The sequence below is a fragment of the Flavobacterium amylolyticum genome (assembly GCF_048284335.1).
Classification (GTDB): Bacteria; Bacteroidota; Bacteroidia; order Flavobacteriales; family Flavobacteriaceae; genus Flavobacterium.
Genome location: NZ_JBLVPG010000004.1, coordinates 29,807 through 52,096, shown reverse-complemented (window position 1 = coordinate 52,096; position 22,290 = coordinate 29,807). Strand labels below are relative to the sequence as shown.

17 protein-coding genes are annotated in these 22,290 nt (G+C 35.0%); 9 read left to right on the top strand and 8 right to left on the bottom strand.

Translation table 11 applies throughout. From position 1 onward, the window contains the following. Window position 1 precedes the first annotated feature (1 nt). On the top strand, window positions 2-1,258 hold the full coding sequence (locus ACNQF9_RS13295) for an RsmB/NOP family class I SAM-dependent RNA methyltransferase (protein WP_417961321.1): 1,257 nt from the start codon (window positions 2-4) through the stop codon (window positions 1,256-1,258). A 96-nt stretch (window positions 1,259-1,354) separates the two neighbouring features. Here the strand turns inward: ACNQF9_RS13295 and rho are convergent, their stop codons facing one another. Beyond that, window positions 1,355-3,121: a transcription termination factor Rho gene (rho, locus tag ACNQF9_RS13290; protein ID WP_417990378.1), complete on the bottom strand. Its 1,767-nt coding sequence runs from the start codon at window positions 3,119-3,121 to the stop codon at window positions 1,355-1,357. Window positions 3,122-3,303: 182 nt separating this feature from the next. Between rho and ACNQF9_RS13285 the strand changes: the two genes are divergently transcribed. From ACNQF9_RS13285 to ACNQF9_RS13275, 3 genes are all read left to right on the top strand, one after another. Then, window positions 3,304-3,717, top strand: coding sequence for a DUF4293 family protein (locus tag ACNQF9_RS13285; protein WP_417990377.1), 414 nt, complete (start codon window positions 3,304-3,306; stop codon window positions 3,715-3,717). 155 nt (window positions 3,718-3,872) lie between these two features. Next, a complete protein-coding gene (locus ACNQF9_RS13280; protein ID WP_417961315.1) occupies window positions 3,873-4,535 on the top strand; it encodes a response regulator in 663 nt (220 codons plus the stop codon). 161 nt (window positions 4,536-4,696) lie between these two features. Next, window positions 4,697-6,415, top strand: coding sequence for a tetratricopeptide repeat-containing sensor histidine kinase (locus ACNQF9_RS13275; RefSeq protein ID WP_417961313.1), 1,719 nt, complete (start codon window positions 4,697-4,699; stop codon window positions 6,413-6,415). On the opposite strand, the gene ACNQF9_RS13270 is transcribed toward ACNQF9_RS13275, so the two are convergent. Beyond that, window positions 6,390-6,887, bottom strand: a complete 498-nt coding sequence (locus ACNQF9_RS13270; protein ID WP_417990376.1) for a metallophosphoesterase family protein — start codon at window positions 6,885-6,887, stop codon at window positions 6,390-6,392. The two genes, ACNQF9_RS13275 and ACNQF9_RS13270, sit on opposite strands and share 26 nt — an antisense overlap. 152 nt (window positions 6,888-7,039) lie before the next feature. On the opposite strand from ACNQF9_RS13270, the gene truA reads away from it, so the two are divergent. The 5 genes from truA (at window position 7,040) to cysK (ending at window position 13,286) form a co-directional block, all read left to right on the top strand. Beyond that, window positions 7,040-7,786: a tRNA pseudouridine(38-40) synthase TruA gene (gene truA, locus ACNQF9_RS13265; protein ID WP_417990375.1), complete on the top strand. Its 747-nt coding sequence runs from the start codon at window positions 7,040-7,042 to the stop codon at window positions 7,784-7,786. A gap of 128 nt (window positions 7,787-7,914) precedes the next feature. Beyond that, the gene (locus tag ACNQF9_RS13260) at window positions 7,915-9,669 is read left to right on the top strand and encodes an ABC transporter ATP-binding protein (RefSeq protein ID WP_417990374.1); all 1,755 of its coding nucleotides are present in this window, start codon (window positions 7,915-7,917) and stop codon (window positions 9,667-9,669) included. Between the two features lie 227 nt (window positions 9,670-9,896). Next, window positions 9,897-11,285: a dihydrolipoyl dehydrogenase gene (lpdA, locus tag ACNQF9_RS13255; RefSeq protein ID WP_417961305.1), complete on the top strand. Its 1,389-nt coding sequence runs from the start codon at window positions 9,897-9,899 to the stop codon at window positions 11,283-11,285. A 244-nt stretch (window positions 11,286-11,529) separates the two neighbouring features. Further along, entirely contained in the window at window positions 11,530-12,366 is an 837-nt protein-coding gene (locus ACNQF9_RS13250) for a serine O-acetyltransferase (protein ID WP_417961303.1), read from the top strand. A 5-nt stretch (window positions 12,367-12,371) separates the two neighbouring features. Next, window positions 12,372-13,286 carry a cysteine synthase A gene (gene cysK / locus ACNQF9_RS13245; protein WP_417990373.1) on the top strand — a complete coding sequence of 305 codons (915 nt, stop codon included), beginning with the start codon at window positions 12,372-12,374 and terminating at the stop codon, window positions 13,284-13,286. A 978-nt stretch (window positions 13,287-14,264) separates the two neighbouring features. Here cysK and ACNQF9_RS13240 read toward each other — a convergent pair. From ACNQF9_RS13240 to ACNQF9_RS13215, 6 genes are all read right to left on the bottom strand, one after another. Then, window positions 14,265-16,055 carry an acyl-CoA dehydrogenase family protein gene (locus ACNQF9_RS13240; RefSeq protein ID WP_417961299.1) on the bottom strand — a complete coding sequence of 597 codons (1,791 nt, stop codon included), beginning with the start codon at window positions 16,053-16,055 and terminating at the stop codon, window positions 14,265-14,267. A 146-nt stretch (window positions 16,056-16,201) separates the two neighbouring features. Further along, the gene (locus ACNQF9_RS13235) at window positions 16,202-16,459 is read right to left on the bottom strand and encodes a four helix bundle protein (RefSeq protein WP_417961297.1); all 258 of its coding nucleotides are present in this window, start codon (window positions 16,457-16,459) and stop codon (window positions 16,202-16,204) included. 81 nt (window positions 16,460-16,540) lie between these two features. Further along, window positions 16,541-17,722, bottom strand: a complete 1,182-nt coding sequence (locus tag ACNQF9_RS13230) for an acetyl-CoA C-acyltransferase (RefSeq protein ID WP_417961295.1) — start codon at window positions 17,720-17,722, stop codon at window positions 16,541-16,543. Between the two features lie 99 nt (window positions 17,723-17,821). Further along, a complete protein-coding gene (locus tag ACNQF9_RS13225; RefSeq protein WP_417961293.1) occupies window positions 17,822-20,212 on the bottom strand; it encodes a 3-hydroxyacyl-CoA dehydrogenase/enoyl-CoA hydratase family protein in 2,391 nt (796 codons plus the stop codon). Further along, window positions 20,209-20,700, bottom strand: coding sequence for a MarR family winged helix-turn-helix transcriptional regulator (locus tag ACNQF9_RS13220; protein WP_417990372.1), 492 nt, complete (start codon window positions 20,698-20,700; stop codon window positions 20,209-20,211). Before ACNQF9_RS13220 ends, ACNQF9_RS13225 begins: the two co-directional genes overlap by 4 nt. A gap of 535 nt (window positions 20,701-21,235) precedes the next feature. After that, window positions 21,236-22,288 (bottom strand): proline iminopeptidase-family hydrolase, encoded by a 1,053-nt coding sequence (locus tag ACNQF9_RS13215; RefSeq protein WP_417990371.1) that lies wholly within the window; start codon window positions 22,286-22,288, stop codon window positions 21,236-21,238. Window positions 22,289-22,290: the final 2 nt, after the last annotated feature.

Below are 22,290 nucleotides of genomic sequence, written 5' to 3'. Positions count from 1 at the left end.
AATGAGATTACACAGAAATTTAGTTTACACAACAATAGACGCATTAAACGCCATTTTTAATGAAGGTGAATATGCAGATAAAGTGGTGGCCAGATCATTAAAAAAAGACAAACGTTGGGGAAGCTCTGATAGAAAGTTTGTTGCTGAAACCATCTACGAAATTGTACGTTGGAAACGTTTATACGCAGAAATTGCCGAAGTAAAAGAACCTTTTGATAGAGATAATCTTTGGAGAATGTTTTCTGTTTGGGCCGTTTTAAGAGGCTATCCTATTCCGGACTGGCGTCAACTGGAAGGTACCCCAGAGCGAAAAATAAAAGGTCGTTTTGATGAACTTTCTAAAATCAGAGCTTTGAAAGAGTCTATACCAGACTGGATGGATGAATTAGGAGTTAAGGAATTAGGGGAAAAAGTTTGGGCAACTGAAATTACAGCCCAAAATCAGCCTGCTAAAGTAATTTTAAGGGTAAATACACTTAAAACCACAAGAGAAGCTTTACGTGCTATTTTGATGGATTTGAATATTGAAACGGAAACGCTTAAAAATCAACCTGATGCTTTGGTTCTAAAAGAAAGAGCCAATGTTTTCTTGACTGATGCTTTCAAACAAGGTTTCTTTGAAGTTCAGGATGCCAACTCACAATTAGTAGCTGCTTTCCTTGATGTAAAACCTGGAATGCGTGTTGTTGATACTTGCGCTGGTGCTGGTGGTAAAACATTGCACATTGCTTCTTTAATGGAAAACAAAGGGCAGTTAATCGCTATGGATTTGTATGAAAGTAAATTAAAGCAATTAAAAATAAGAGCCAAAAGAGATGGTGCTTTTAATATTGAATACCGCATTATTGACTCGACAAAAATCATTAAAAAGCTACATGAAAAAGCAGACCGCGTTTTAATTGATGCACCATGTAGTGGTTTAGGAGTTTTGAAAAGAAATCCTGATGCTAAATGGAAATTAAAACCGGAATTTATTGACAACATTCGTAAAGTACAATCGGAAGTTTTAGAAAGCTATTCTAAAATTGTAAAACCAGGTGGAAAATTAGTATACGCTACTTGTTCTATACTTCCCTCCGAAAATCAAGAGCAAATCGCTCGTTTCCTGACTACTGAGATTGGAAAACAATTCAACTTTGTGAAAGACCAAAAAATATTGGCTTCAGAATCTGGTTTTGATGGATTTTACATGGCTTTGCTAGAACGTAAAGAAAACTTAGAACAGAAAGAGAAAAGAGTACAAAAAGAAATAGAATAGAATATAGATTTTAGACTCCATAATTCATAAAAAAAGTCCTCGAATTTCGAGGACTTTTTTTATGCGTTTTATGAATGTTTTTATTTTTTAATGTTTCTAATCATTCATCGAGATTAAAAACTCTTCATTATTCTTCGTTTTCTTGAAACGGTCATTGATAAAATCCATTGCTTCTACTGGGTTCATATCCGAAAGGTACTTTCGCATAATCCACATGCGTTGCAATGTTTTTTGATCCAATAACATATCGTCACGTCTGGTACTTGAAGAGGTTAAATCGATCGCTGGGAAAATACGTTTGTTGGCAATTTTTCTATCTAATTGCAATTCCATATTACCGGTACCTTTAAATTCTTCGAAAATAACTTCATCCATTTTTGAACCAGTTTCTGTCAATGCAGTAGCAATGATACTTAATGAACCACCATTTTCTACATTACGAGCAGCTCCAAAGAAACGTTTTGGTTTTTGTAATGCATTGGCATCCACACCACCACTTAAAACTTTACCTGAAGCAGGTTGTACGGTATTGTAAGCTCTGGCTAAACGCGTAATGGAATCCAATAAAATCACCACATCGTGACCACATTCTACTAACCGTTTTGCTTTTTCCAGAACGATATTGGCAATTTTCACATGCTCTTGCGGTTCTCTATCAAATGTAGAAGCAATTACTTCCCCACGCACACTACGTTGCATATCGGTAACCTCTTCTGGGCGTTCATCAATTAATAAAACAATCAAATATACTTCAGGATGATTCGCCGCAATCGCATTGGCTATTTCCTTTAGCAACATCGTTTTACCTGTTTTAGGCTGGGCTACAATCATCCCACGTTGTCCTTTTCCTATTGGTGAAAACAAATCGATGATTCGGGTTGAAATCGTGCTTTGCTTCTCTGCTAATTTGAACTTCTCCGATGGGAAAACAGGTGTTAGATGTTCGAATGAAACTCTATCACGAACTACTTGAGGATCGTGTCCGTTTATTTTTAAAACCCGTACTAGTGGGAAAAATTTCTCTCCTTCTTTTGGGGGACGTACGACTCCCTTTACGGTATCTCCTGTTTTAAGACCAAACAATCTTATTTGTGAAGTTGATAAATATATATCATCTGGTGAAGCCAAATAGTTGTAATCAGAAGAACGTAAGAAACCATATCCGTCCGGCATCATTTCTAGAACGCCTTCACTCTCAATAATTCCATCAAATTCAAAATCAGATGCTGCAAAATTGCTTTTCTTATTTTTGAAGTTTGGATTTTGATTTCCGTTTCCATTCCCATTTTGATTTGGATTCAAATTCTGCTTATGTAGCTGGTTTGGATTCAATTTTTTTGCAGGAACTGGAACTTCAACTTTTCCTTCAGTTGCTGTTTCTGCTACACTTTCATTTTCTTTTATAGCGTCTTTAAGTTCTTCCTTATCCTTTTTTAAGGCTATTTTCTTTTCGTATGCTGATTTATTAAACTTAATTACCTTGCCTTTTTTATCTTCAATTATAGGTTCTTGAATTGAAGAAGGTTCTTGCTCTTTTGGAATTTCTTGGAAAGAATCATTATTTTCAAGAGGAAGACTATTTTCTGTAACAATTTGTTCTGTTTCAAAAAGAGAATTTTTTACTGCTTTTTGAATGGCTACTTTTTTTACAGGTAAAATTCTAACTCTTTTAGGTTTATCGTCTTCAAAATTACTTTCAACTGTTGAATCTAATGTTGCGTCAACGTTAGCCACTTGGTGATCGAGAATTTGACTGATTAAAGTCTCTTTTTTTACACCGTTAAATTTTATGGTTTTAGCTGATTTAGCTATTTCTTGAAGCTCAGAAAGCTTCATTTCTTTTAATGCAGAAATATCAAACATGAATGTTCTATGAATTTAATTAATTGTTGGAAAAATGTAAAAGATAGGTAGTAAACTTTAATATTGAATCAACCGCAGTATGAAGTGCTTACGGAATTATGATGCAATAATACGAATAAAATTTAACCAGACAATAGTATTTTTAAAAAAGAAAATATATTTTTGTAAAAGATATTTAACACATGATACAAAGAATTCAGACTATTTATTTACTACTTACTTTTGTTGTTACTAGCATTTTATTATTTTTCATTCCGTTATGGACAATGAGTGATGGTAAAGCGTATTATTTCATGCAAAGTCAAGTATATACTATAGTTTTAGGGTTGAGTACTACACTAACGTTGTTAAGTATAGTTTCCTATAAAAAAAGACAAAATCAGTTTGTTATTGGCAGATTGAACATAATATTAAATTTGATTTTATTAGGATTGTTTGTATATCGTTCACTAAACGTATCTGGAGAGACACCCGTTGTCTCAGAGAAAGGTATTGGGATGTTTCTGCCTGTAGTTGCTATCGTTTTATTAGTTTTGGCTAATAAAGCTATCAAAAAGGATGAAGATCTTGTAAAATCAGTGGACAGATTGAGGTAAACCTATAAACTTTAGTTTATTAGTGCGAAGGAAACCCGAATGTAATAATTCGGGTTTTTTTGTATCCATAATCCTATTTTTATTTTAGAATAAAGATTTAATAAAACAAGAATCTGTTGTTTTTATTTCATAAATTTGGCAATAACGATCTTGATATGTTAAAAAAAATACGAATTCATCTGGCTGATGATCATCAAATACTTATTGATGGAATCAGAACTTTACTTCACACCAATCCCACATTTGAAGTGGTAGGGTCTTCTATTAACGGAAATAATATCTATGATGAAGTAATCAACAACGAATCCGATATACTAATTTTGGATATTAACATGCCCGAAAAAGATGGTATTGAAGTCATTAAAGAGTTTGCTGAAAAAGGATTTCCATGTAAAATTATTATACTTTCGAGTCACGATGACCTTAGAATAATTAAGGAGGTGATGAAATTAGGGAGCAGCGGTTATTTGACCAAAAAATGCGCAGGAGAAAATATTGTTGAAGCTATTCTTGCGGTTAATAATGGCGAGGAATATTTTTGTAATGCTGTTCGAGAGAAAATTTTTAGCACTGTCGCTAAGGATAATCCAAAACTAAATAAATCCTATCGCAATGGGAATTTAATTTTAACTGAAAGAGAATTGGAAATTATTATCTTAATTTCATTAGAATTTAGTGGTAAAGAAATTAGTGACCAGTTGTTCATCAGTGTAAATACCGTGGAAACGCATCGCAAAAACATAATGAAAAAACTGGATGCTAAGAATTCCATAAGCCTGGTTAAGTATGCCATTAAAAACAAGTTGATAAAGACCTGACCCTTCTCAATAATCTTTCAAAATAAAATTTATTTAAATTTCACGAATCAATTTTTTTTGAAACAATTCTAAATTTAAAATTATTTTTTGAGCTTAAACAATTGACTCACCATTGTTTTTGTTAAAGCCTATTACATACAAGGGTTAAAATAAAATTATTTATGTCGCTGAAACACATCTTTACGGTACTAATTTTAGTATTTAATTTTTCTGGCTTTGCTCAAAAAAAAATCTTTACAAAAAATGACGTTGTTTCGCTTGCAAAAGAAGCCAATCAATTGATGAAAGTAGGTAATTTTGAGAGTTCCTTGATAAAATCGAGACTTGCTTTAAGTCAGGCGATTCTCTTAAAAGACAATAACTTGATTGCTGGATCTTACAATACTATTGCTGCAAATTTTGATCAGTTATCTGAATCTGATAAAGCATTTTATTACTATAATAAGGGCTTGACATACGCCAACAAAACGAATAATGATGTTTTGAAAAATTGGTTGAACAACAATTTGGGGAACATTTATTGTTTTGATAAAAAGCAATATGCAAAAGGAATTTATCATTATAAAAAATCATTACAATACAGTACTAAAATTAAAGATTCCGCTGAAATAGTCTTTACAAAACTTAATTTGACTTGGGCTTATTTTGATATTGACCGTTATGATGAAGGACTACCTTATTTAAAATATATTAATAAATACCACAAAAAATATGGAGAATCTTCTACTATAGTTGCTCTAAATATGCTGAATGGGATGTATTATAATTCTATAAATGATACCAAGAAAGCGTTTTTTTACTTCCAAAGTGCCATAGATTTAGGGAATGCAGGGGATGAAAAATCTGATTTGTCCTATTCACATTATGAGTTTTCTAAGTTTTTATTAAAAAATGGAGATTATAAAAATGCCTACAAGAACCTTGCACATTTTAATGTATTAACAGATGAGCTAAACAATGAAGAAAAATTAAACAAAGCCAATGTAGCGGGTATTAATCTTGAAATTGATGAATATAAGAGAGAAATTGATAAAATTGAAAGTGAGTTTAAAATTAAAGAAAATGCGTTACTACAAGAGCAAGACAAAAACAAAAAAATTGTTATTGTAATAATTGCTATCCTACTGTTGTTATTCTTTCTTTTTTACTTCTATTCCCAAAACGCACAGCTTAAACAAAAGAATAAACTTAAAGATCTGCGAAGTAAAGTCCAAGAAAATATGATCAATGCATCGATAAATGGTCAAGAATTGGAACGAAAAAAAATTGCTTCTTTTTTACACGATAACATTAGTGCTTTACTCTCTTCTGCTGGATTGCATCTTCATGCCTACACCTCTAAAAATCAATCTTCATCGCAAGAAATTAGTAAAACCAAAGCCATTCTTGAGGAAGCACACGATCAAGTCAGGGATTTGTCCCATGAATTAATGCCTTCGCTTTTAGCTCGGTTTGGATTATTTTATGCATTGGACGATTTATGCGAAAAAAACTCAAATTCTATTCTTGGCTTTGAATATTCGAGTTCTGTAGATAAAAAAACGCGTTACGATGAAGATTTCGAAATGAAAATTTATTTCATTATCATGGAACTTCTAAATAATATTATAAAGCACAGTCAAGCGGAGCTTGCAAAATTGAGCATCGAGGAGAACAACAAATTTCTTCATATTGATATTATAGATAATGGCAAAGGATTTGATACCGGTAAATTTCATATTTTGGAAGGGTTTGGTCTCAATCAAATCAAAGCCCGAATTAGTAATTTGAAAGGAAATGTTGCAATCAATTCAAAGCCAAACGCGGGGACATCCATTGAAATAATTGTTCCTATTACGTATCATAAAAAAACGATTAGACCCGTTTTTCAATCTCAATAATTTCTAAATCCTTGATTTTGTCTTTGTCAATTACAAAACGCAGCATTGTTCGCACGTTATGAAATCCGCTTTTACCTGCTGCTCCAGGATTCATGTGTAATAAATTGTTTTTTTTGTCAAATATCACTTTTAGAATATGCGAATGTCCACAAATAAATAATTTAGGTGGATTAGTTTCGATTGCTGATTTAATTGTTGCATTGTATTTTCCAGGATAACCGCCAATATGCGTAATCCAAACATCCACATCTTCACACATAAAGCGATTGTGAAGCGGAAATTCTAATCGGGCTGTAGCGTCATCAATATTGCCATACACGCCACGTAGCGGTTTTAATTTTTTTAAGCTATCGGTTACCGCTAGATCACCAATATCTCCTGCGTGCCATACTTCATCAGCTTGAGCAACGTATTTTAAAATTAGATCATCAATATGACTGTGCGTATCAGAAAGGAGTAGTATTTTTTTCATTATTTTAAAGGTAGAAAGATACAAAGGTACAAAGTTGCTGAGTTTAGTTTCTTAATTTATGATACAAAACCAACAAGGGCATAATTTTTTAACCTTTACAGCACATAAAAACGTTGTACCTTTGCACTTTGAAACTTTGCAATTAAGAACACTTGAGATATTTCATCAAATTAGCATACAACGGAACCCAATACCATGGCTGGCAATACCAACCCAATGCTGCTTCAGTTCAAGAGACGTTGAGCAAAGCGTTTTCGGTTCTATTGAATACAACCATTAATCTTATGGGAGCCGGACGAACTGACACTGGAGTTCACGCAACAGAAATGTATGCGCATTTTGATTTTGAAAAGGCATTTGATATTCCTAGTTTGATACACAAACTGAACTCTTATCTACCGAAAGACATAACTGTTTATGATCTGATACCAGTACATAATGATGCACACACACGGTTTGATGCTGTAAAACGTACTTATGAATACCATATAAATACCTTTAAAGATGTTTTTTCGCAAGATCAAAGTTGGTATTTTCATCAAAGATTAGATGTGGATTTGATGAACGAAGCGGCAAAATTATTGTTTAATCACATTGATTTTCAATGTTTTTCAAAAGTCAATACGGATGTAAATACTTTTGACTGCACCCTTTACGAAGCCTATTGGAAACCAGAAAATAATAAATTGATTTTTACGATTTCAGCCAATCGTTTCTTACGAAATATGGTTCGTGCCATTGTGGGAACATTAGTTAATGTAGGATTACATAAGGTTACACTGGCTGATTTTACCGCGATTATAGAAAGTAAAAACCGAGAGAAGGCTGGTTTTTCGGTTCCGGCGCATGGTTTATATTTAACGAAAATAGAGTACAATTATATTACGAAAAAACCCTGATTACTTTTACTAAATTTTATTTTCAGATAACTCAGGTTATGAAAATATTTGAAATTAAAATCATTTTTATTAGCTCATTTGGCAAATAATAGAATTATTGTAAAATCAGGAAATAGCTCCCAAAACACATGAAAGCAAAAGCATTTGATACTAGGTTATTCAAACGAATACTAAAATTTACAAAGCCATACCAATGGCGTTTTAACGGGGTGATTATTTTTGCTATTTCACTCTCGGTATTTGCGGCATTACGCCCTTATTTATTGAAACAAACGGTGGATGGTTACATTGCAACCCAAGATCAGCAGGGTTTGTTGGTGTATGTAATCCTGATGGGAATTGTCCTATTACTGGAAGTATTCTCTCAATTTTACTTTGTATATTGGGCCAACTGGTTAGGTCAGGATATTGTAAAAGATATACGAACCAAACTCTTTCAACATATTCTGAGTTTCCGAATGAAATATTTTGATCACGTTCCCGTGGGGCAATTAGTGACGCGTTCTGTTTCGGATATTGAGTCTATTGCCCGGATTTTTAGTCAGGGATTATTCATGATTATCAGTGACTTGATGAAAATGGTTGTTGTATTGATTTTTATGTTTTATATGAACTGGAAATTGACTTGGATTGTGATTGTAGCCATGCCAATTTTAGTTTTCTTCACACGTATTTTTCAAAAGAAAATGCAAGTCGCATTTGAGGAAGTGCGAAACCAAATTGCCAATATGAATTCCTTTGTACAAGAACGTGTAACGGGAATGAAGATAGTGCAACTCTTTAATCGGGAGAAAATTGAACACGAAAAATTTAAAAGTATCAACGACAAACATAAAAAAGCGTGGATAAAAACCATACTCTATAACTCCATCTTTTTTCCTATTGCGGATATTATTTCATCTTTGACATTAGGCTTTATAGTATTGTATGGAGGTGTAAAAATATTGAATGGCGATACCTTTACAACTTTTGGAGATTTATTCTCTTATACGATGTTTATTGGGATGTTGTTTAATCCATTGCGTCAGATTGCGGATAAATTCAATGAAATGCAATTGGGAATGATTGCCGCAAACCGTGTTTTTGATATTTTGGATACTCAAGATCAAATTCAGGATACCGGAATTATTGAAGCTCCAGTCTTTAAAGGAGATATTGAATTTAAGAACATACGTTTTGGGTACATTCCAGATGAAGAAGTAATAAAAGGAATTGATTTAAACGTACATGCGGGTCAGACTATTGCTATTGTAGGTTCTACAGGTGCAGGGAAATCAACAATCATCAATTTACTGAATCGTTTTTACGAAATCAACAGCGGTTCTATTTATATTGACGGTCACAACATTGAAAATTATACATTAGGTTCATTACGAAAACAAATCGCAGTTGTCTTACAGGATGTTTTTCTTTTTGCCGATACTATTTTTAACAATATTACCTTGAACAGTCCGGAAATTAGTAGAGAACAGGTTTTGGCTGCTGCCAAAAAAATTGGCGTTCATGAATTCATCATGAGTTTACCAGATAATTATGATTTTGATGTCAAAGAACGAGGGGTTATGCTCTCTTCTGGACAGCGTCAATTAATCGCTTTTTTGAGAGCATATGTAAGCAATCCAAGTATTTTGATTCTCGATGAGGCTACCTCTTCGATAGATACTTATTCAGAAGAACTGATTCAGCGTGCTACGGAAACAATTACAAAAGGGAGAACCTCAATTGTTATAGCCCATCGTTTAGCAACAATTGTAAATGCAGATAAAATTGTTGTGATGGACAAAGGACTTATTGTAGAACAGGGGACTCATCAGGAATTAATCAATCGTGAGCGTGGCTATTATAAGAATTTGTATGATTCACAATTCTCTGTGGCTAATTAGTTTTCTACTCTAAGCTCTCAATCGCGATATGGTTTTTTAATTTACTTTAAAATTCTTAATTGTGGGTTTATAGAGAGCAGAAATTGATTTACACGACTGTAGTTTGTTTTAAACAAAGGTCTTTTTATCAAAATTGGTTAGTTTACTACTTTATTACTTTGAAACTTTCTCAAAACAGAATAAATCCTTAAATTCGCCCAATCAATTAAATAAGAAAAACACAAAAAATGAAATACGATATTATAGTTTTAGGAAGTGGTCCAGGCGGGTATGTTACCGCAATTAGAGCCTCACAATTAGGGTTTAAAGTAGCCGTAATTGAAAAAGAAAACTTAGGTGGTGTGTGCTTGAACTGGGGATGTATTCCAACAAAAGCCTTACTAAAATCAGCCCAGGTTTTTGATTATCTAAAACATGCTTCTGATTATGGATTGACTGTTTCATCATTTGACAAAGACTTTCCTGCCGTGGTGCAACGCAGTCGAACAGTTGCTGACGGAATGAGTAAAGGGGTTCAATTTCTAATGAAAAAAAATAAAATCGATGTAATTGATGGTTTTGGAAAACTAAAACCTGGAAAAAAAGTTGATGTTACGGATAAAGAAAATAAAGTATCAGAATATACTGCAGATCATATCATTATTGCAACTGGAGCACGTTCTCGTGAATTGCCGAACTTGCCACAAGATGGGGTAAAAGTAATAGGGTACCGTCAGGCAATGACATTGACTACCCAGCCAAAATCGATGATTATTGTAGGTTCTGGAGCGATTGGAGTTGAATTTGCACACTTCTATAACTCAATGGGAACTCAAGTAACCATTGTAGAATTTATGCCAAATGTAGTTCCTGTTGAAGATGAAGATATCTCAAAACAAATGGAACGTTCTTTGAAAAAAGCAGGGATTACGATCATGACTAGTTCTTCTGTAGAAAGAATTGATACCACTGGAGCCGGTGTTAAAGCCTTTGTTAAAACGGCAAAAGGAGAAGAAGTTCTGGAAGCTGAAATTTTGCTTTCGGCTGTCGGAATTAAAACCAACATAGAAAATATAGGATTAGAAGAAGTAGGGATTGCCACCGACAAAGATAAAATTTTAGTAAACGCTTACAATCAAACTAATATACCCGGTTATTATGCTATTGGTGATATAACACCAGGGCAAGCATTAGCTCACGTAGCGTCAGCTGAAGGAATCAATTGCGTGGAGAAAATCGCAGGACTGCATGTAGAACCGATTGATTACGGAAACGTTCCAGGTTGTACCTATGCAACTCCTGAAATTGCTTCGGTAGGGTTGACTGAAAAGCAAGCTAAAGAAAAAGGTTACGAATTAAAGATTGGTAAATTCCCATTCTCAGCTTCAGGAAAAGCGAAAGCTTCCGGAACACCAGATGGATTTGTAAAAGTAATTTTTGATGCTAAATACGGAGAATGGTTAGGGTGTCACATGATTGGGGCAGGAGTTACCGATATGATTGCTGAGGCAGTTGTGGCGCGTAAACTTGAAACTACAGGACACGAAATCCTAAAATCAATTCACCCACATCCAACCATGAGTGAAGCAGTTATGGAAGCCGTAGCTGATGCGTATGGCGAGGTAATACATTTGTAAATAAATAATCATGTAACGTAGAGACGTACTGCAGCGCGTCTTTACAGAAAAATATAAAATCCGATTTGTGAAAGCAAATCGGATTTTTTTATAGTACCATTTCTAACACAAAGCGTCCTTTTTGTGGGGATTAAGCATATTAACATTTATTTACTAATCAGGGTTTTGAACCTACACTATTCTACTCTATATTTGTATTTTGAGTTGTTTTACTAATGTTATTCCGATTACTATTATATTATAAATGAACACTGAACCCACCCGTTTTTCGAATTTACTGCATGAAAACCAAAATAAAAATTGGGTAAGAGCCATTGATTCTTCAAAAATTATTAATTGGATCGATGATCTTTTCAAAATATTATTTCCTGAAAAACCATTGGAAACTATCCAAATCGAATTGCTATTAGATCAAAATAAAGCTAATTTTATTGCGATACTTTCTGAGATTGCAAAAGATAAAACGGCCAATGAAATTTTGGATGTTGCGGAGTCTTTCTATACTGCACTTCCGGGATTATACCAATCAATGCAAAAAGATGCAAAGGCTATTTTAGACACTGATCCTGCTGCAGATTGTATTCAGGAAATCATTAATTCCTACCCTGGCTTTTTTGCTATTGAAGTATATCGCATTGCTAATGCTATTGCTTCTCATACCACTTGCCTGTTACCTCGTATTCTGACGGAATATGCCCATAGCAAAACCGGAATTGACATTCACCCCAGTGCAACAATTGACGTTCCGTTTATGATTGATCATGGTACCGGAATTGTCATTGGAGAAACCACTATTATAGGAAAGCACGTGAGTATTTATCAAGGTGTTACTTTAGGTGCTTTGCAAGTGGAGAAAAACATGCAGGAAAAAAAACGTCATCCTACTGTGGAAGATCATGTGATTATTTATGCTAATGCAACTATTTTAGGAGGTAGTACAATTATAGGCAATCATAGTATTATAGGTGGAAATACGTTTATTACCAAAAGTGTGAATCCATATTCATTTGTGTTGCAGTCCACAAAAAATACTGTTTTGAATCAACAGGAAATAAAAGATATTAATTTCTTCTCTATATAAATATTATGAAATACAACAACATACTAGAAACAATAGGAAACACACCTCACGTAAAAATCAATCGATTATTTGGTGCAAACCATAATGTCTGGATTAAACTGGAACGGGCTAACCCAGGCGCCAGTATCAAGGACAGAATTGCGCTAGCAATGATTGAGGATGCCGAGGATAAAGGATTATTAAAAGAAGGCAGTACTATAATTGAAGCTACATCAGGGAATACAGGAATTGGTTTAGCAATGGTAGCAGCTGTAAAAGGGTATCGATTAATTTTAGTAATGCCTGAGTCAATGTCAGTGGAAAGACGTCGACTAATGAGTCTTTATGGCGCCGAATTCGTACTGACTCCTCGTGAAAAAGGAATGAAAGGTGCTTTGGAAAAAGCACAAGAATTAGTAACTGAAATGCCGAACGCCTGGTCACCACTTCAATTTGAGAATCCAGCTAATATTGAGATTCATAAAACAACTACTGCTCAGGAAATTATAAAGGCATTCCCTGACGGATTGGATTGCCTGATAACAGGAGTAGGCACTGGCGGTCATATTACCGGTTGTGCTGCTATATTAAAAGACCATTTTCCAAACTTAAAAGTATATGCTGTCGAGCCTGAGGCATCACCAGTAATCAGTGGGGGCGCTCCTGCTCCACACCCAATTCAAGGGATTGGAGCCGGATTTATTCCTACAAACTTACATGTAAATTTGCTGGATGGAACCATTCAGGTGAGTAAAGACGAAGCGTTTACTTATACCCAAAGGGCAGCAAAAGAAGAAGGTATTTTCATTGGAATATCCTCTGGTGCTTCACTGGCTGCTGTGGCTAAAAAAATATCAGAGATTCCTGAAAACGCTAAAATATTGACTTTTTGTTATGATACGGGCGAACATTATTTGAGTATTGAAGGTTTGTTTGTTTAAACCGAAACAACCTACTTAAGCCCAATTGACTTTTATAAAGCAGTTGGGCTTTATGTTTTTTTTGAATATGTTCATGTCGTTATTTTAGGTATGAATCACTAGATGCATTGGAAGTAAAAATTTAGTATCAAGAAGGTTTCAACTAAATAAAAATCAGTAGGGTTTTTAATACCACTTTTAGCAAATTAAAAGGTGTTACTAATGGGCAATTAAAAATTCTTGGAGACCTCATAAATCTTGATTTAAAGAGTACAAAATCACTTAATATTAAGAATTGAGGAACGACTATATAAGTAAATGGACTTTTAGTTATTATAGAATATTGAAATTCAATCCAGAGTTCAATGATTTACTGTTAAAAAATGAAAATATACTTCTCAGAAAACATGAAATTAAAAATCTATCGTTTTATGCAAAAACCATAATAATGGAACCAAAAAAGCAAATAGATTTTTACCAACGGGTTAACAAATAATAAAAGGAAGAATAAAATAGCGATACCTTATACTGACATCATTGTTTTTTTTTAATTGTAAAAAAGAAATGAAAGAAATAAAAAGTGATTCCCTCTCAATTGATGCGAACACGAGTAGAATTGAAACCCATAATTCTCAAAATTCATTAGATTGGCAAGGAACACATAAGGGTATACTTCCCTGTGTTGATTGCGAAGGAATAGAAACCTAAATTACTTTGAATGCGAATTTATATTTTTCACATAAAACAAAATAGTTAGGTAATGGTGATCAAAGTGTTTTTGAAAAACAGGAATTTTTACTTGGAATGAAACAGGTTCAATAATTTCTTTAAAAGATTTAATAGGAAAACCATATCGGTAAAAGTAGGTGACAATACATTAATACAAATAAATGCTGAAGGAAAAGGAATCGTAAGAAAAACTGCTAATGAATATGTTTTAAATAAATAAAAAAACCGCCTTGTTTTGAAGGACAAGGCGGTTAAAAATCTATCTTCTAGTTAAAAGCAATATTCATTTGCAACTACTAATTTAGTAGTAATTGTTTCTCTTAATCCTACTATATTTGGCATGTTAGTATATTTAGTAAAACGGCGTAAACCCATCAACATCATACGTTGTTCATCGCCTTCAGCAAATGAGATGACACTTTCTTTTCCTTTTTGAGTGACAATGTCTACTGCTTTGTATAAGTATAATTTTGCCATGGCAATTTGCTCCTGAACTTTGGCCTCACCTTCTTTTTTGGCTAATTTCTCCGTTCTCAGAATCGTGCTCTCTGCCATATAGATTTCAATCAAGATATCAGAAGCTGCCATCAATAATTGTTGGTGTGCATCTAAATCTGGACCATATTTCTGAACAGCTCCACCAGCAACCATTAAGAATGCTTTTTTCAATTTACTGATCATCTCTTTTTCTTCGGCAAATAATTCAGCATAATCAGGAGTTTCAAATGATGGAATTCCCATTAATTCTTCTTGTACTTTTGATGCAGGTCCAAGTAAATCAACATGTCCTTTCATTGCTTTTTTAATCAACATCCCTACAGATAACATTCTGTTGATTTCGTTAGTTCCTTCGTAGATACGAGCAATACGTGCATCTCTCCAAGCGCTTTCCATAGGCGTGTCTTCAGAGAATCCCATTCCACCAAAAATTTGGATGCCTTCATCAGCACAGTTTTGAACATCTTCAGAAACCGCCACTTTAAGTATGGAACATTCAATAGCATACTCTTCAACACCTTTTAACTCTGCTTCTTGATGCGAAGATCCTTCCGCTTCACGAGTTGCAATTCTATCTTCAATATCTTTTGCTGCTCTGTAAGAAGCGCTTTCTCCAGAGTAACAACTCGTTGCCATTTCCGCTAGTTTTGCACGAATAGCACCAAACTGAGAAATTGGAGTATTGAACTGAATTCTTTCATTAGCGTACTGAACAGAACTTGTAATCACTCTTCTTTGAGCGTCTAAACAAGCTGCTGCCAATTTGATACGACCCACATTCAAAGCATTCATTGCGATTTTAAAGCCATTTCCTCTTTCTGACAACATGTTTTCAACAGGAACTTTCGTTTCACTAAAGAAAACCTGACGCGTAGAAGAAGCACGAATTCCTAACTTATGCTCTTCTTCACCCATTGAAATTCCGTTATCAGCGGAGTTTTCTAGGATAAAACCAGTAATATTTTTATCATCCCCAATACGTGCAAAAACAATGAATATAGAACAAAATCCAGCATTCGAAATCCACATTTTTTGTCCTGTGATCTTATAATGTGTTCCGTCTTCCGATAAAATCGCTTTTGTTTTTCCAGAATTAGCATCAGATCCTGCGCCCGGTTCTGTCAAACAATACGCACCAAACCATTCGCCAGTGGCTAATTTAGGAACGTATTTTTGTTTTTGTTCTTCAGTTCCGTATAATGTAATTGGCATGGTTCCAATTCCGGTATGTGCTCCAAAAGCAGTCGAGAAGGATCCCGTTGCCCCAGAAATATAATCACAAACTAACATTGTAGAAACAAATCCCATTCCTAATCCACCATAAGCTTCAGGTACAGCAACTCCAAGAAGTCCTAAGTCACCCGCTTTTTTCATGGTTTCTTGTGTATACGCATAATCTTTTTTCTCAAAACGATCTTTGTGTGCCCACAATTCTTTATCGACAAACTCTTTTACAGAGTCACGCATCATTAATTGCTCTTCCGAAAAATCTTCTGGAGTAAAGATATTTTCGCACTTTGTTTCTTTAACCAGGAATTGACCTCCTCTTGTTTTGTCGCTCATTTTTTTTGTTTTTAGATAAAAGATGAAAGAATCAAGAAGAAAGATTATTGTCTAACTTATTTATGAAACCTGTTGTCATCTTTTGAAATTCAATTATTTTATTTTCTATTTCGTCTGTTTTTTCTTTCGATAAATAATCATTTTGACTAGCAATTAGCAATTAGCAATTGAGTTTGTAATTCAAATGATGAACCTAAGCTGATATTTAAATAATGCTGAAAATGTTTATCCCCTCTATTCGAACCTTCTGCAATATTAGATGGCATTGAAACGGAACATCTATTCATTTGACTAACTAGACCATATATTTCAGATTTTGGAAATATAGCAGTAAGTTTATAAATATCATTCGTGATATCCATTGCTAAATTCCAAATTTTCAAGTTCTTGAAATTGTGTCTCATTTGCCTTTTTTAATTCTAATTCCCACTAAAATTATATCTTAAGATCTTGCTTCTTGTTTCTTTCTTCCTTTTTAAAATAGCTTAAAGCAACTCATATATTCCAGCGCTTCCTTGACCGGTTCCCACACACATACTTACAATTCCGTATTTACTACCTCGGTGTTTCATTTCGTCGAATAATTGTACAGACAGTTTTGCTCCGGTACAACCCAATGGATGGCCTAATGCAATTGCTCCACCATTGACATTGATAATATCAGGATTTAAGTTTAATTCTCTAGTAACAGCTAATGCTTGTGAGGCGAAAGCTTCATTCAATTCGATTAAATCAATATCATTCAATGTTAAACCCGCTTGTTTCAACGCTTTTGGAATCGCTTTTACCGGTCCAATTCCCATGATTCTTGGTTCAACTCCAGCTGATGCGAAGTTGACTAAACGTGCGATAGGAGTAAGGTTTAGTTCTTTTACCATTTCTTCGCTCATGATTAAAACAAAGGCCGCTCCATCACTCATTTGAGAAGAGTTTCCTGCAGTAACGCTTCCGTTCGCTTCAAAAACTGGTCTTAAACCTGCTAACGCTTCTACAGAAGTTCCGGCTCTAGGACCTTCATCTTTATTTACGACATACGATTTGGTTTCTTTTTTACCATTCTCATTGATGAACGTCTGTTCCACCGTTATAGGGACAATTTGTTTGTCAAATCTGCCTTCAGCTTGCGCTTTCAGCGCTTTCCTGTGAGAGTTGTAAGCAAACTCATCTTGGTCGGCACGAGAGACATTAAATTGTTTGGCAACTGCTTCTGCAGTAAGTCCCATTCCCCAATAGTAATCTTCATTCCCCGCTTTTGCAACAGCATAATCCGGAGTTGGTTTATACCCTCCCATTGGAATAAAACTCATGCTTTCGGCACCACCAGCAATGATACAATCTGCCATTCCCGATTGAATTTTGGCTGTAGCCATACCAATCGTTTCTAATCCAGATGCGCAATACCTGTTTACGGTTACACCTGGAACATCTTCAATTTTCAATCCCATTAAGGAAATCAATCGTCCCACGTTTAGTCCTTGTTCTGCTTCCGGCATGGCATTTCCTACCATCACGTCGTCAATACGTTTTTTGTCGAAATCAGGCAGCTCATTCATCATAAACTGAATCGTTTCGGCTGCCAATTCATCAGGACGTTTAAATCTAAACACCCCTTTTGGGGCTTTTCCCACGGCAGTTCTGTATGCTTTAACTATATAGGCTGTTTTCATATTTTTTATTTTTTAAGATTTAAAAGAAAGAGGCTAGAGGCAAGAGAAAAGAAAAAACTCAGTTTTGGAATCTTGCTTCTTGGTTCTTTATTCTATTTTCTAATTTCTCAACGGTTTCCCTTTGGTTAACATAAACTGAATTCGTTCCAACGTTTTTCTTTCGGTACAAAGGGATAAGAAAGCTTCCCGCTCGATATCCAATAAATATTGTTCGGTTACTAATGTTGGTTCTGATAAATCACCACCCGCCATAACATACGCTAGTTTGTTAGCAATTTTTTTATCGTGTTCCGAGATGTATTTTCCAGCTTCCATTTGGTCCGTTCCTACAAGAAACATTCCTAAAGCTTGTTTTCCTAAAACCTTCACATCCGTTCTGCGTATGGGTTGTGTGTAACCGGCTTCTGCCATTAGTAAAGCGTGTTTTTTCGCTTCTGCAATCTGACGGTCTTTGTTTACCACAATACTATCTTTTCCATGTTGTAAAAGTCCGGTGTCAAAAGCTTCGTATCCCGAAGTAGACACTTTTGCCATAGCTATAGTCAAGAAATATTCTTGTAAAACATTCAATTCTACGTCATTTTTATGGAACAAATCCGAGGCACGCAATGCCATTTCTTTCGATCCGCCACCTCCAGGAATTACTCCAACACCAAATTCTACTAATCCCATATAGGTCTCCGCAGCAGCTACCACTTTGTCAGCGTGTAGACTCATTTCGCAACCACCACCAAAAGTCATTCCGTGTGGCGCAACGACTACTGGAATTCCGGAGTAACGCACGCGCATCATTGTGTCTTGGAACATTTTGATGGCCATATTCAACTCATCGTATTCTTGCTCGACGGCCATCATGAAGATCATCCCGATATTGGCACCCACAGAGAAATTCGCTGCTTGATTTCCAATAACTAATCCTTGATATTCCTTTTCAGATAAATCAATCGCTTTATTGATGGCTGCCAATACATCGCCACCAATTGTATTCATTTTAGATTGGAATTCTAAATTCAAGATTCCGTCTCCTAAATCTTGTATAATTGCTCCGCTGTTGCTCCATACTTTTTTGCTTTCGCGGATGTTGTTTAGGATAATAAACGCGTCCTGACCCGGAACTTTAGTTTGTGATTTAGTCGGTATATTGTAGAAAAAAGTAGCACCCTCTTTAATACTATAAAAACTTGTACTTCCGGAAGCCAACATATCTGTTACCCAGGCAGCTGGCGCTAGACCTTCGGCTTTCATGATTTCGATACCCTTTTCAACACCTATGGCATCCCAAATTTCGAAAGGACCATTTTCCCATCCAAAACCCGCTTTCATCGCATCGTCAATCTTATACAATTCGTCTGAGATTTCAGGAATTCGGTTCGATACATAGGCAAACATTCCAGCAAAGCTTTTTCGGTAGAATTCGCCTGCTTTGTCTTTTCCTTTTACCAAAACTTTAAAACGGTCGATAGGTTTATCAATTGTTTTTGTCAGTTCTAAAGTGGCAAAAGAAGCTTTTTTTGCAACTCGGTATTCTAAAGTATCTAAATCCAAAGACAATATGTCTTTGTCTACTTTTTTATAAAAACCTTGTCCGGTTTTGCTTCCCAACCATTTATTATCCATCATTTTATTGACAAAATCAGGAAGCTTGAACAACTCGTGTTGTTCGTCGTTTGGGCAATTTTCATAGATTCCGTTCGCAACATGTACCAAAGTATCCAATCCAACAACGTCTACGGTTCTGAAAGTAGCTGATTTTGGGCGGCCAATAACCGGGCCAGTCAACTTATCTACTTCTTCAATCGTAAGTCCCATTTCTTTTACCAAATGAAACAAACTCTGAATCCCGTAAATCCCGATTCGGTTCCCAATAAACGCCGGAGTGTCTTTGGCAACTACCGAAGTTTTCCCTAAGAATTTTGAACCATAATCAGTTAGGAAATCTAAAACTTCTGTTGAAGTTTGTGGGCCAGGAATAATTTCAAATAATTTTAAGTAACGCGCAGGGTTAAAAAAGTGTGTTCCGCAGAAGTGTTTTTGAAAATCTTCGCTTCTTCCTTCACTCATAAAGTGAATTGGAATCCCAGACGTGTTTGAAGTGATCAAAGTTCCAGGTTTTCTAAACTTTTCGATTTGTTCGAAAACTAGTTTTTTAATGTCCAAACGTTCCACTACAACTTCAATGATCCAGTCAACAGTAGCAATTTTTGCCATGTCATCAGTGGTATTTCCAGTAGTAATTCGGCTGGCAAATTTCTGATTGTAAATAGGGGATGGCTTTGATTTTAAAGAATTGGCCAAATGCTCGTTCACCAATCGGTTTCTTACTATTTTGCTTTCAAGAGTCAGTCCTTTTTTAGCCTCTGCTTCGGTAAGTTCTCTTGGAATAATGTCCAACAGTAAGACTTCAACTCCAATGTTAGCAAAATGGCAGGCAATTCCTGACCCCATAATTCCGGATCCTATTACTGCAACTTTTTTAATTGTGCGTTTCATACTTCGTTTGTATTTGTTTTTTCAGTGTGCTCCGCCATTTCGCTGACGTTCGTGTGATTAAATATATTTTTATCTTGAATTAATTCGTTGATGGTTTCGGCCACTTCTATAAAGTGTTGAAGTTTTTCTGCTGGAATAGTTTGTTTTACGGTTTCATTGAATTTCAACACTGTGTTTTTAGACAATTCTCTTTTTTCTTTACCAAAATCCGTCAGGTAAATCAATACGCCACGGCCGTCTTCGGGGTTTTTCTTTCGGATAATTAATCCTTTTTCTTCCATCGACTTTAAGGTTCTGGTCAGGCTAGTCGCTTCCATTCCCATTTTTGGTCCCAAAGAGGTAGATGGCGTTCCACCTTCCTTATCAATACTCAACAAAGCGAATCCTGTAGCCATACTCGCATCGTATTTTGACGCCTCTTCATTATACATTCTGGCCACTGCTTGCCATGTGGCACGTAAAATATAATCTATCGTTTTATCTTTCATAAGTAACTCTATCGTTTTCAAATATAATAAAAAATACTATGCATGCATAATATATTAAATTATTTTTTTGTTAAAATGAATTAAATATAAAAAAACGCTGCTCAAATAGAGGTAATTATACCATTTTTTAAGAGTAATTAAATTTTTTTGTATGAATCCCTACGGGTCGTATTGTGCATTGTATCTTTTATTTCGCCATGGCTTGATAATAGAATGCCATTTCCATAGGCTACGTGAATCGTATTAAAAAAAAGATTGAGAATTCTAGTTTTATTCCTATAAGGATGTAATTGTAAGTTTTATATAAAGAATATTATAGAGAATCTAAAAATGAAATTTGTTAAATTCTAAAATGTTGTTAAATGAATTATACTATAAATTGTATTCATCTTGAAACAACAATTTTCTTTAAAAGTTTTACATAATAGAATGATAAGTTTAACTATCCCAATTATTGCTTTGTATTTTATCGTACCCTATTAAAACCAAAAAACCACGAATGGCTATTCGTGGTTTTTGTATACTAAATATTTCTTTATCCTTTCTTAAACTCCCCATTATCTACATCTTTCAAGAACTTAATCACGCCTGGAAAATAGGTTTTGGGATCGTCATACTGTGAAAGGTGGCTTCCGTTAGGACAAAATAAGAAGCGTCCGTTTTGAACTTCGTTCGCAATCCATTTCATGTGTTCGGGATCCATTGTGTCGTATTTAGAACCAATACTTAAGGTTGGAACAGTAATGGTTTTTAGTCTGGCTTTGACATCCCAATTTTTAAGCGTGGCGTTTCCGGTAATGCCAAATTCACTGTGACCTTGCATAAACACATATACATTTGGATTGATATGCTTAAAACATCTGTTGATCGATTCCGGCCATTTCTCCAGTGGCATTCTCAAAATATGTTCGGTGTAGTAATGTTTGAACAGCAGTTCGCTGTATTTTGGATTTTCAAAATCATTGTTTTTTTCGATATCCTGCAATTGCTTTAGGATTTTAGGATCCATTTGAGGTGCCAGAACGTCTTTTGCGTAAGCGTTATATTCCTTAGCACTCGCCATCATATTAGAGATAATCAAACCTTTTAGGTTCTTTTGGTATTTCAATGCATATTCCATTGCCAGAATTCCGCCCCAAGATTGTCCCATCAGGTAAAAATTGGAACTGTCTAAGCCTAACGCGATGCGGACTTGCTCCACTTCTTCAACAAAGCGTTCGTTGGTCCACAAACTATTGTCATTGGGCTGATCACTGTAATATGAACCCAATTGGTCGTAATAAATGTATTCAATGCTTTCGTTGGGGAAATACCCATCAAAAGATTCGTATAATTCATGAGTCAATCCAGGTCCGCCGTGTAAGAGCAGCACTTTTATTTTTGGATTGTTGCCCACGCGTTTGGTCCAAACCTTGAAGGTGCCTTTTGCTGTTTTTATCGGAATCATTTTGATACCGCCGGTGAGTTGGTCGTCCCGTTTGGAAAAATCTAAATAATTTGCTTTTATGGAATCTTCCTTTGGTCTTTCCATACAATTAGAAAAAAAGAACATACTGATAACCGCACAAATAAGTACTTTTAGTTTCATAA

Coding starts and splice junctions, on each gene's coding strand:
- ACNQF9_RS13225 (WP_417961293.1), bottom strand. CDS start 20,212: ATGAAACGCACAATTAAAAAAGTTGCAGTAATAGGATCCGGAATTATG.
- ACNQF9_RS13230 (WP_417961295.1), bottom strand. CDS start 17,722: ATGAAAACAGCCTATATAGTTAAAGCATACAGAACTGCCGTGGGAAAA.
- ACNQF9_RS13285 (WP_417990377.1), top strand. CDS start 3,304: ATGATACAAAGAATTCAGACTATTTATTTACTACTTACTTTTGTTGTT.
- ACNQF9_RS13280 (WP_417961315.1), top strand. CDS start 3,873: ATGTTAAAAAAAATACGAATTCATCTGGCTGATGATCATCAAATACTT.
- lpdA (WP_417961305.1), top strand. CDS start 9,897: ATGAAATACGATATTATAGTTTTAGGAAGTGGTCCAGGCGGGTATGTT.
- ACNQF9_RS13215 (WP_417990371.1), bottom strand. CDS start 22,288: ATGAAACTAAAAGTACTTATTTGTGCGGTTATCAGTATGTTCTTTTTT.
- cysK (WP_417990373.1), top strand. CDS start 12,372: ATGAAATACAACAACATACTAGAAACAATAGGAAACACACCTCACGTA.
- ACNQF9_RS13295 (WP_417961321.1), top strand. CDS start 2: ATGAGATTACACAGAAATTTAGTTTACACAACAATAGACGCATTAAAC.
- ACNQF9_RS13260 (WP_417990374.1), top strand. CDS start 7,915: ATGAAAGCAAAAGCATTTGATACTAGGTTATTCAAACGAATACTAAAA.
- ACNQF9_RS13270 (WP_417990376.1), bottom strand. CDS start 6,887: ATGAAAAAAATACTACTCCTTTCTGATACGCACAGTCATATTGATGAT.
- ACNQF9_RS13250 (WP_417961303.1), top strand. CDS start 11,530: ATGAACACTGAACCCACCCGTTTTTCGAATTTACTGCATGAAAACCAA.
- ACNQF9_RS13240 (WP_417961299.1), bottom strand. CDS start 16,055: ATGAGCGACAAAACAAGAGGAGGTCAATTCCTGGTTAAAGAAACAAAG.
- rho (WP_417990378.1), bottom strand. CDS start 3,121: ATGTTTGATATTTCTGCATTAAAAGAAATGAAGCTTTCTGAGCTTCAA.
- ACNQF9_RS13275 (WP_417961313.1), top strand. CDS start 4,697: ATGTCGCTGAAACACATCTTTACGGTACTAATTTTAGTATTTAATTTT.
- ACNQF9_RS13220 (WP_417990372.1), bottom strand. CDS start 20,700: ATGAAAGATAAAACGATAGATTATATTTTACGTGCCACATGGCAAGCA.
- ACNQF9_RS13235 (WP_417961297.1), bottom strand. CDS start 16,459: ATGAGACACAATTTCAAGAACTTGAAAATTTGGAATTTAGCAATGGAT.